Source organism: Spongiibacter sp. (assembly GCF_041602295.1).
Classification (GTDB): domain Bacteria; phylum Pseudomonadota; class Gammaproteobacteria; order Pseudomonadales; family Spongiibacteraceae; genus Spongiibacter.
Genome location: NZ_JBFIGO010000108.1, coordinates 1 through 8,520, shown reverse-complemented (window position 1 = coordinate 8,520; position 8,520 = coordinate 1). Strand labels below are relative to the sequence as shown.

Genomic DNA, 8,520 nt, shown 5'->3' with positions numbered 1-8,520 from the left:
TCATCACAGGCGGTTTTCAGATCGCGACCGCGATCACCGCGATAAATCCCCTGAGTCAGAATGGCCTGCTCGTTTTGGAACACACAGTTATAGGGTGAACCACGTTCATCGATGCGACTGAGAAAGCCAAACACATCCACTTCAAATTCGTCACTGACATACCAAATTAGCCGCGACGACAGCGCCATGCGATCCTGATCAAACAGCGCGCTGTCGCCGGCGATATTATCAATCGAGCCCTCGCTGCGCTTGGCATTCACCGCTACACGCATCGCCAGGCTATCACTGAGCGGCAGATTGGCACCGAGCTTGGCACTTTTTTGTCCAAAGCTGCCACCGGCCACTTTCGCGGTAAATTCTACGCCGTCGGTGAAGGGCTTTTTGGAATCGACCAAAATCGCGCCACCAATATTATTCTTGCCAAACAGCGTGCCCTGAGGCCCGCGCAGCACCTGAATGGCCGCCACGTCTACCGCATCGAGCAACTGGGCATCGGAGCGCGGTATATAAACACCGTTCAAATACATGCCGACACCGGGGTCGAGCACCGGATTGCCCGAGCGCTGACCAATACCGCGAATAAAAATCGCCGGCGCCTTGTAGTTGGTCTGGGAAAACTGCAGGCTGGGTGCCAGCGTTTCCACATCTTCAATATCGCTGATGCCCATCTGCTCGAGCATATCGGCCCCAATAGCCGACACTGCCAAGGGCGTCTCTTGCAGGTTTTCCTCACGGCGGCGCGCGGTAACCACCACCTCCTCCAGACTGGCGCGCCTATCGGCTTGGGCAAAAACCGGCTGGCTGAGCAGGCCAAGCAGGGGCACCGCTGCCAGCGACGCCGACATCAGGGCTGATCTGTGCATAGTATCTCTCTCAATATCGTTATTTTTATCGTGTTAACAGCAATACCACAGCGCGCCTAGCCGACCGCCTCCAGCGTGACCGGCACACCGTTAAGAGCGGCGTTGCCCGACAGCAGATCGATAAAATGCTCGTCCGTTAAATCGTTAACGCTGACCCCGGCATTGGCCTCGGCCAGACTCCACCCCGTGCCGCTGCGGTGGTGCCCCCAACCGTGGGGAATACTCACCACCCCCGGCATTACCTCATCGCTGACGCACACCGGCAGTTCAACACTGCCCACCCGCGAGCGCACCCTCAGCGTTACGCCATCGTCAAAGCCCAAACGCGTGGCATCTTCGGGGTGCAGCAACACCGTGCAGCGCGTTTTGCCCTTCACCAAACGCTGACTGTTATGCAGCCAGGAGTTATTGCTGCGCACATCGCGGCGACCGATCAATACAAATTCCTGCGCCGCAGCACCATTAAAGAAAGTACTGTTAACTCGCGGCAAATCACTCAAGAAAAACTCCGCGCTGACATGAATGCGCTTATCTCGGTGAAACAAATCGCCCGGCAACTGCGGCTGCAGGGGGCCGAGATCAATACCGTGGGGCGATTTTTTCAACTTGCCCAGCGTCAGTCCCTTAAAGGGATTAACACCGCCCCCAAAGGGGCCGCGGCGCAACAGCAGCGCCAGCATGCCGCTGGGGCCGAGCGCTTGCTCAAAGCGGCGACTAAGACGCTCTTTAAGCGATTTCGGCGGACTGATTCGGTCGCGCAACCCCAGCAGAATCTGCCAGTCGTGGCGCGCCTGTGGACCCGGCTCAAACAAGGCCGGCGCATAGCGGGCGTTGTTGCGCACCGCCAGCAGATTAAAAATCACATCGTAGTGTTCGCGCTCCAGCGGGCTGACGGGTGGCAGGATAAAATCGGCGTGGCGACTGCTTTCGTTAATATAAAAGTCCACCGCCACCAACAACTCGAGCTCGGCAAAGGCCTTGTCCAGCTGCTCGCCATTGGGCGTCGACAGCACCGGGTTACCGGCAATGAGCACCATGCCCTTAATCTGCCCATCGCCAGGCGTGGTGATCTCCTCTGCCAAGGTGGACACCGGCAGCTCGCCGTTAAATTCGGGCAGGCCGCGCACCCGGCTGTGGTAGCGCCCCATATGGCCGCGCCCGGTCTGCGGCAGAACATTGGCAGCGGGCGTGCTGAACAGCAAACCACCCTCGCGATCCACACTGCCGGTCAGCAGGTTAAACAGCATAATCAGGTACTGACACAGGGTGCCAAACTCCTGCACCGACACCCCCATACGCCCATACAGCACCGGCGCCTCGGCGGCGGTAAATTCATCAACCAGACGGCGGATATCGGCGGCCGCGATACCGGTATGCTCGGCCACCCGCTCGGGCGCAAAGTCGTCAAAAAAGGGCTTGAGCTCACTGGGGTCGGTATCGAGAAAATCTGCACAGCGCCCGGCGTCGACCTTGCCCGAGGCATACAGGTGATTGAGCATGGCCAACAGCAGCAACACATCGCTGCCGGGGCGAATAAAATGATGCTCATTGGCCAGCTCGGCGGTCTGGCTGCGACGCGGATCGATCACCACCACTTTGCCACGCTGTTTCACCGCCTTGAGCCGGCCGCGCACATCCGCCACGCTCATAATGCTGCCGTTGGAGGCCAGCGGATTGGCGCCGACAATAACAAAGTAATCGCTGCGATCGATATCCGGCACCGGGATGCGCAGCTGGTGACCAAACATCTGCCAGGCGACGATATGGTGGGGCAATTGATCCACCGAGGTCGCCGAAAATTTATTGCGGGTTTTCAAGGCCCGTAAAAACCCGCCATTGAGCAGTGTGCCGCCCATATTGTGCACATTGGGGTTACCCAAGTAGACGCCCAGCGCATCTTTGCCGTGCTGCTGCTGTAGGGCACGCATGCGCTCGGCCACCCGATCCAACGCCTCGTCCCAGTCCAGCTCATGCCACTGGCCGTCGCGCTTTTCCATGGGCTTGCGCAGGCGCTCGGGATCTTCGTAAAGATCTTTCAGTGCCAGGGCCTTGGGACAGATGTGACCGCGACTGAAGGGGTCCTGTTGATCGCCCTTGATCGAAATGATCTGTTCATCTTGCAGCTCAATGGCAACGCCACACATCGCCTCGCAGAGATTACAGGTTCGGTAAAACGTCCCAGATCGCGCCATCGTCCACCTCGCTTATTATCGTTGTATTAGCCACTGGCTCTGATAGAGCCCAATGTAATCAGCGAATACACTCTATCAGCAAGTGCAGCACCCTGCACTCAGCCGCCGGCAAACGACAAATCCTGCTGCAGGCTCAGCGCGCGCGAGGACTCGCCCAGAGCAAAGCGGTAGTTGCCCGGTGCCCGCTGCCAAGTGCCGCTAAGCGGCTCCCAGTAACTGAGCGCGCGAGCGTCAAGCTCGTAGCGCAAACTGACCGACTCCCCGGGCCGCAGCCAGTGCTTGGAAAAGGCCTTCAAAGCCCAGGGCGGCTGCGGCAGATCGGCGGCGGCACTGGGCAGGCCAACATACAATTGCGGCACCGCCCAGCCCGACCTGCCGCCGGTATTGCGCAGCTGCGCCGTCACCAGCGCGCCGCCATCGCCGTGCTGTTTGACCGCGAGGTTGCTCAAGACAAAATCGGTGTAGGACAGGCCGTGGCCAAAGGCATAGGCCGGCTCTCGCTGCTGTTGATCAAACCAGCGGTAGCCGATAAACACCCCCTCGGAATGCGCCGCCTGATTGGCCACACCGGGGTAGCGCTGCGGGTCGCCCGCCACTGGGGTATCCGTTTCTTTATCGGGAAAACTCAGCGGCAGACGGCCGCCGGGGTCGCTATCGCCAAACAGCAGACGTGCTATCGCCTCGCCGCCCTCCTGCCCCGGATACCAGACCTGAAGAATGGCATCCACCTGCTCGCGCCAGGGGGTCAGCACCGCGCCCGAGTTTTGCAACAGCACCACACTGGCCGGGTTGACCGCCGCTACCGCTGCGATTAAGGCGTCTTGGTTGTCGTGCGACAGGGGCAGCAACGGCGCGCCCAACAAAATCGGCGCAAAGGCTTGATCCAGCACCTCGCGAATTGGCGAGCTGGCAAACACCGGATCTAACAACTGATCGAGAAAATCCGGCGCGCCATTTTGCAGGCTGTTCAACAACAGTGAGTCCGGCGCATCGGCCAGAGTGCAATCCAGCGACAGGCAGTAGCGATCGCTGCCCTCAGTGGCAATATTGCTGGCGAACACCACGGCAACATCGGCCTGCGCCGCCAGCGCAGCAGCGGCGGCCAGATCGCTGCCATCGGCATACTGCACATCAACATCGGGCCCCGCCCGTCGGCGTATCGCCTCAAGTGGGGTCTGAAAGCGAAACGGTGTGACAAACGACGAGCCACCGCCGCTCGGCCTCTGCTCTGCGGACTTACCGATTACCGCCAAGGTTTTTACTTCCTCGGTAAGCGGCAGCACCCCAGCATTGCGCAGCAGCACCGCGCCCTGCTCGGCCACGTCGCGGGCCAACAGCGCATGCGCCGCCTGATCAATCAGCTCGTCATTGCGCTCATAGCTGGGGCGATCAAAGAAATTAAAACGAAACAAGCTGCGGAAAATTTGCCTGAGGTTGGCATCCAGGGTTTGCTCTTCCACCGCGGCGGATTGCACGGCGGCCTGCAACAGCGGCTGGGAGAAAAAGACGCCGTAGGGCATTTCGATAAGCGCCGAGGTATTGGCGCTTTGCACGGTATCTTTTTGGGCAAAAAAATAGTCGGTTACCACAAAGCCATCAAAGCCCCACTCGTCGCGCAACACCCCTTGCAGCAACTGCGGGCTGGAACAGGCGGGCTCGCCGTTAACGTAATTGTAGGCGCACATCACCGAGGCCACGTCGGCGTCTTTCACTGCCGCCTCGTAGGGCGGCAAATAGATTTCGCGCAGGCTGCGTTCATCGACGACGGCGTTAACCACCGAGCGCCCACCCACCACGGCGGCAATCGGCGGCACACTGACGACGCCCTCTTGGGTATTCATCAAATAGTGCTTCACATTGGCCATCACCCCTTCGGCCTGTGCACCGCGCACCCACTCGACCACCATCTGGCTGACCAGCAGTGGGTCTTCGCCAAAGGTTTCAAAACTGCGCCCCGCCAACGGATTGCGGACAATATCTGCCACCGGCGCATGCACCAGGTCATTGCCCTTGTGGCGCACCTCATTAGCAATGGCCGCGCCGACGCGCTGGGCCAACTCGGGATTGAAACTGGCGCCCAGTGCCAAGGGAATGGGCATCGCCGTGGCGGGACTGCCGCGCACACCGACCGGGCCATCGCTCATGCGCAGTGCCGGCAGGCCGAGTTCGGCAATACCGTTAACCACACCGACGTAGGGATCACCGGTGGCCGAGGCCTGGGGGTCATCGCCGGCCAAGTAATCGATTTTTTGCTCCAGGCTCATCGCCGCCACCAGCAATTCGGCGCGTTCGGCGGCCGATTTCGCGGCGTCGCACCAGGGGTGCTCGGTCAACGTATTACAGCGCGACGCAGCCTCGACCTGGTCACTAGCTCCCGCCGATGCGGCCGGCGAATCACTGCCACAGCCGCTCAGCGCACAGAGTGCGGCCACCATAAGCCATAGTTTACGAGCCGACATACACCACCCTCTGCAATCGTGACATCACAATGTAATGAGCAATTATGGAAAACTGATGACTTGCTCACCGGCGGGCATCGCCAACAGCACTGCGCCATCAGCAGCGGTCACTCGCTGGCCTGCGGCCGCGACCACCTCACCCTTTTCCAAGCCGGTTAAGCGCAGCTGATAGGGGCCATCGCTGGACAGCTCGATACGCTTGTCATCGCGTCCGGCCAGCCCCGCCTCGACCAGGTTCAGCGTCAACGCCGCAACCTGCGTTAATTGCACCGTGAGCAGGCCCGAGGCCGCGGGCAGCTCGCCGCGCTGCCAATGCTGGCCGTCGCGCAGCGCCGGGCTCAGCGTATTGGCATCCGGGAAAATCGGCTCATTGCTGTAAGCCTGTGGCTCTATTGCGGCTTCCGGCAGGGCGGCAGAGCGGGCGCGAATTTCGGCAAACCCAGCCTGCGCCACCGCCTCGACCTCCTCCAGCCACCAGGCGCCGCGGGGACCCAGGCCCCAGTCTGCATTCACCTTATCCGGCTCCCAGCGGTAGACCAGCTCACCGGGGGCGGCGCGGCGCGCGTCCTCGGCCTCCTGCCACTGCACCATCCACTGCGCGGCCTGCTCAAACGCGGAATAACCCACATCTTTCAGGGTCCAGACAATATGATCTTCAGCCAGGTAGTGATCAAAGGTGTAGCGGTAGCCAAAATCGCGCATGCCATCGGCGGTGGCGCGGGCATCAAAAAACGGCACCAGCTGGTCGAAACTGCCGTGGGCCTGGTAGTAGCCGTTCCACTTCAGGTTTTCCATCAGCTCCGGCCCCTTGGGTTCCACACAGCCGTTATTGTCCAGCGAGCAGGGCAGCAGTTTGGCATTGGCGTGCGAGCCGGCCAGAATCACCCCGCCAAAAAACACCTCGGGGTACTTCACCATTAAGTTGATCGAGCCGATAGCGCCCATGGAGTAGCCGGTGGTAAACACCCGCTCGCTGTCGAGATTGAAGTGGCTGGCGATATCGCGCCACACCTCCCAGAAGTCCAGCTCTGCCGCGGCCTCATAGTAACCTGCCGGGCCGCGCCCCAATGGGGTCGCACAAATTGACTGGCGCAGGGTTTCACAGGCGGCCAACAAATAGTTGGGCACGCTGGCACTGTACTGGTTGTGGTTCTGGGTAAAGCTGTGCAGCAGCCAGGTAAATAAACTCGGCGCGCTGTTGGCCGGGTCGTAACCACTGGGAATATAGAGACCGTAGGGTTGCACTGCATCGAAGTACGCGGGAATCGACACCGTGGCGCCTTCACTGCGATCCACCCCGGCGGCAAAGCTGCCGTCGCCGAGTTCGGTGCCCGACACCGAGGACAGATACCAGCGATTGCTATAGCCGTAGTGAACCGCTTCAGGCTCGGTGTCACCCATCCGCGACCAGTCAATCTGCACGGCAAAAGCCGATACATCACCGCTATTCAGCGCATTGGCCTGGCTCTCATCAAACCAGAAGTTCGACAGCGCCGGCTCGTCGTCGTAGTCGCGAAACGCCATATTAAATACTGGCGGCTGGTGAGGCAGACTGCGGAAGCCCGCCGGATCGTTTAAAAACCCGCCCTCGCCATTATTAATCCCCGACGCCAGGTACAGCGTCCAGGGCTCGGCGGTGGGCAAGGTATCGGCGGGCAGCACCGCCACAAAAGAGCGCGAGGCCATGTCCACGGCAACCGGCGCCAGCGGCTGCGGGCCGTTGCCGTCCTTGCGGTCAATCAGCGCGCCATCGGCCGAGACAAATACCAGCGCATCGACACCGTCACTGCGCAGATTGGCGATGCCCGGCCACTCCGCGCTACCGCCGGGCTGATAGTCGACGGCAAAGGCCGCCACCGGCACGCTGGCATCGATCAGCGTTTGCCAGTCCACCCGCAAATAAATCTCATCGTCTTTTTTGCCGACGCCGACAATAAAGATGTCGGCGCCATTGCCCGCCATATTGGCGTCGGGATAGTGCAGGCTGCCGCCAGTGGGTGTTCCGATGCGGTAAAACGGTACATTCGGCCCCTTGGCCCCCGAGGCGTCGTAGAGAAAGTCCGTCCAGTAATAGGCGCCGTGGGCATAGCGCCCACTGCCCGAGGTGCGCGGCGCGCCCTCGGCAAACGGCCAAGCCGGTGGACCGGCCAGGGTCGGCGCCTCGGCCGTGGCCGCCGCCGGCGCGCCACTGGGCAGGCCGCCGCGGGGCTGCGGCGGCAGTGGACCGCCGCCATCATCGCCGCCCTTAGCGGCATTGCCGCCAGACGACGAACCGCCACCACAGGCGGCAAGAAAACACAGGGCAACGGCGCAGGCCAGCGGGCGCAGGATCATGGGCAAAGTCCTTGTGACACATTATTGTTATAACTGTGATCTTACGCCGCGCACTGCCGCTCTGCCAAACCCAAATGGATGAGTCGCTCAGCTACTGATATGACCCGCCTGCGGGCGCAGCACAATTTCCTCGGTCACCACATTGCGATCCAGCTGATACAGGTCCCAAAACGCCCGCGCCACATCCTCGGTGGGCATCAGCTGCCGGCGGTCCACCCCGCTGTCCTGCCAGGACGGCGACCAGGTCGGCCCCGGCAGCACACAGCAGACACGGATATCCTTGCCGCGCAGCTCTTCGCGCAGCGCCCGGCTAAAGCCCAGCACGCCGTGCTTGGCCGCGCAGTAGGCCGAAACCCCGGCATAGCCCTCAATAGCGGCGGTGGACGCCATATTGAAAATATCACCGCGCCCCTTGGCCAGCATGGCCGGTAAAAACGCCCGGCACATTAAAAACAGGCTGCGCAGATTGGCGGCAAGAATGCGGTCAAAGTCGTCCACCGCCATCGTCTGCACCGGTTCACCGTGCCAGCTGCCGGCATTGTTAATCAGCACGTCGACCTCGCCGACCTGGCCGGCCAAGCGCTGCACCGCGTCGGCGTCGCTGACATCGCAGGGATACACCGCCACCTCCGCCGCGCCCGCGCACTGCGCCGCCACCTCGGCCAACTTGTC

5 protein-coding genes are annotated in these 8,520 nt (G+C 61.3%); all 5 read right to left on the bottom strand.

Annotated elements, in window-relative coordinates:
- On the bottom strand, window positions 1-863 hold an 863-nt coding region (locus ABYM29_RS13460), incomplete at its 3' end, for a TonB-dependent receptor (protein WP_372865290.1).
- 56 nt (window positions 864-919) lie between these two features.
- The gene (locus ABYM29_RS13455) at window positions 920-3,055 is read right to left on the bottom strand and encodes a molybdopterin oxidoreductase family protein (protein WP_372865289.1); all 2,136 of its coding nucleotides are present in this window, start codon (window positions 3,053-3,055) and stop codon (window positions 920-922) included.
- A 98-nt stretch (window positions 3,056-3,153) separates the two neighbouring features.
- Window positions 3,154-5,514: a beta-glucosidase gene (locus tag ABYM29_RS13450; RefSeq protein WP_372865288.1), complete on the bottom strand. Its 2,361-nt coding sequence runs from the start codon at window positions 5,512-5,514 to the stop codon at window positions 3,154-3,156.
- Window positions 5,515-5,556: 42 nt separating this feature from the next.
- Window positions 5,557-7,848, bottom strand: a complete 2,292-nt coding sequence (locus ABYM29_RS13445; protein ID WP_372865287.1) for a hypothetical protein — start codon at window positions 7,846-7,848, stop codon at window positions 5,557-5,559.
- An 87-nt stretch (window positions 7,849-7,935) separates the two neighbouring features.
- On the bottom strand, window positions 7,936-8,520 hold a 585-nt coding region (locus ABYM29_RS13440), incomplete at its 5' end, for an SDR family oxidoreductase (protein ID WP_372865286.1).

Bases quoted from the DNA above. Each gene is read 5' to 3' on its own strand.
- ABYM29_RS13455 (WP_372865289.1), bottom strand. From the start codon at position 3,055: ATGGCGCGATCTGGGACGTTTTACCGAACCTGTAATCTCTGCGAGGCG.
- ABYM29_RS13450 (WP_372865288.1), bottom strand. From the start codon at position 5,514: ATGTCGGCTCGTAAACTATGGCTTATGGTGGCCGCACTCTGTGCGCTG.
- ABYM29_RS13445 (WP_372865287.1), bottom strand. From the start codon at position 7,848: ATGATCCTGCGCCCGCTGGCCTGCGCCGTTGCCCTGTGTTTTCTTGCC.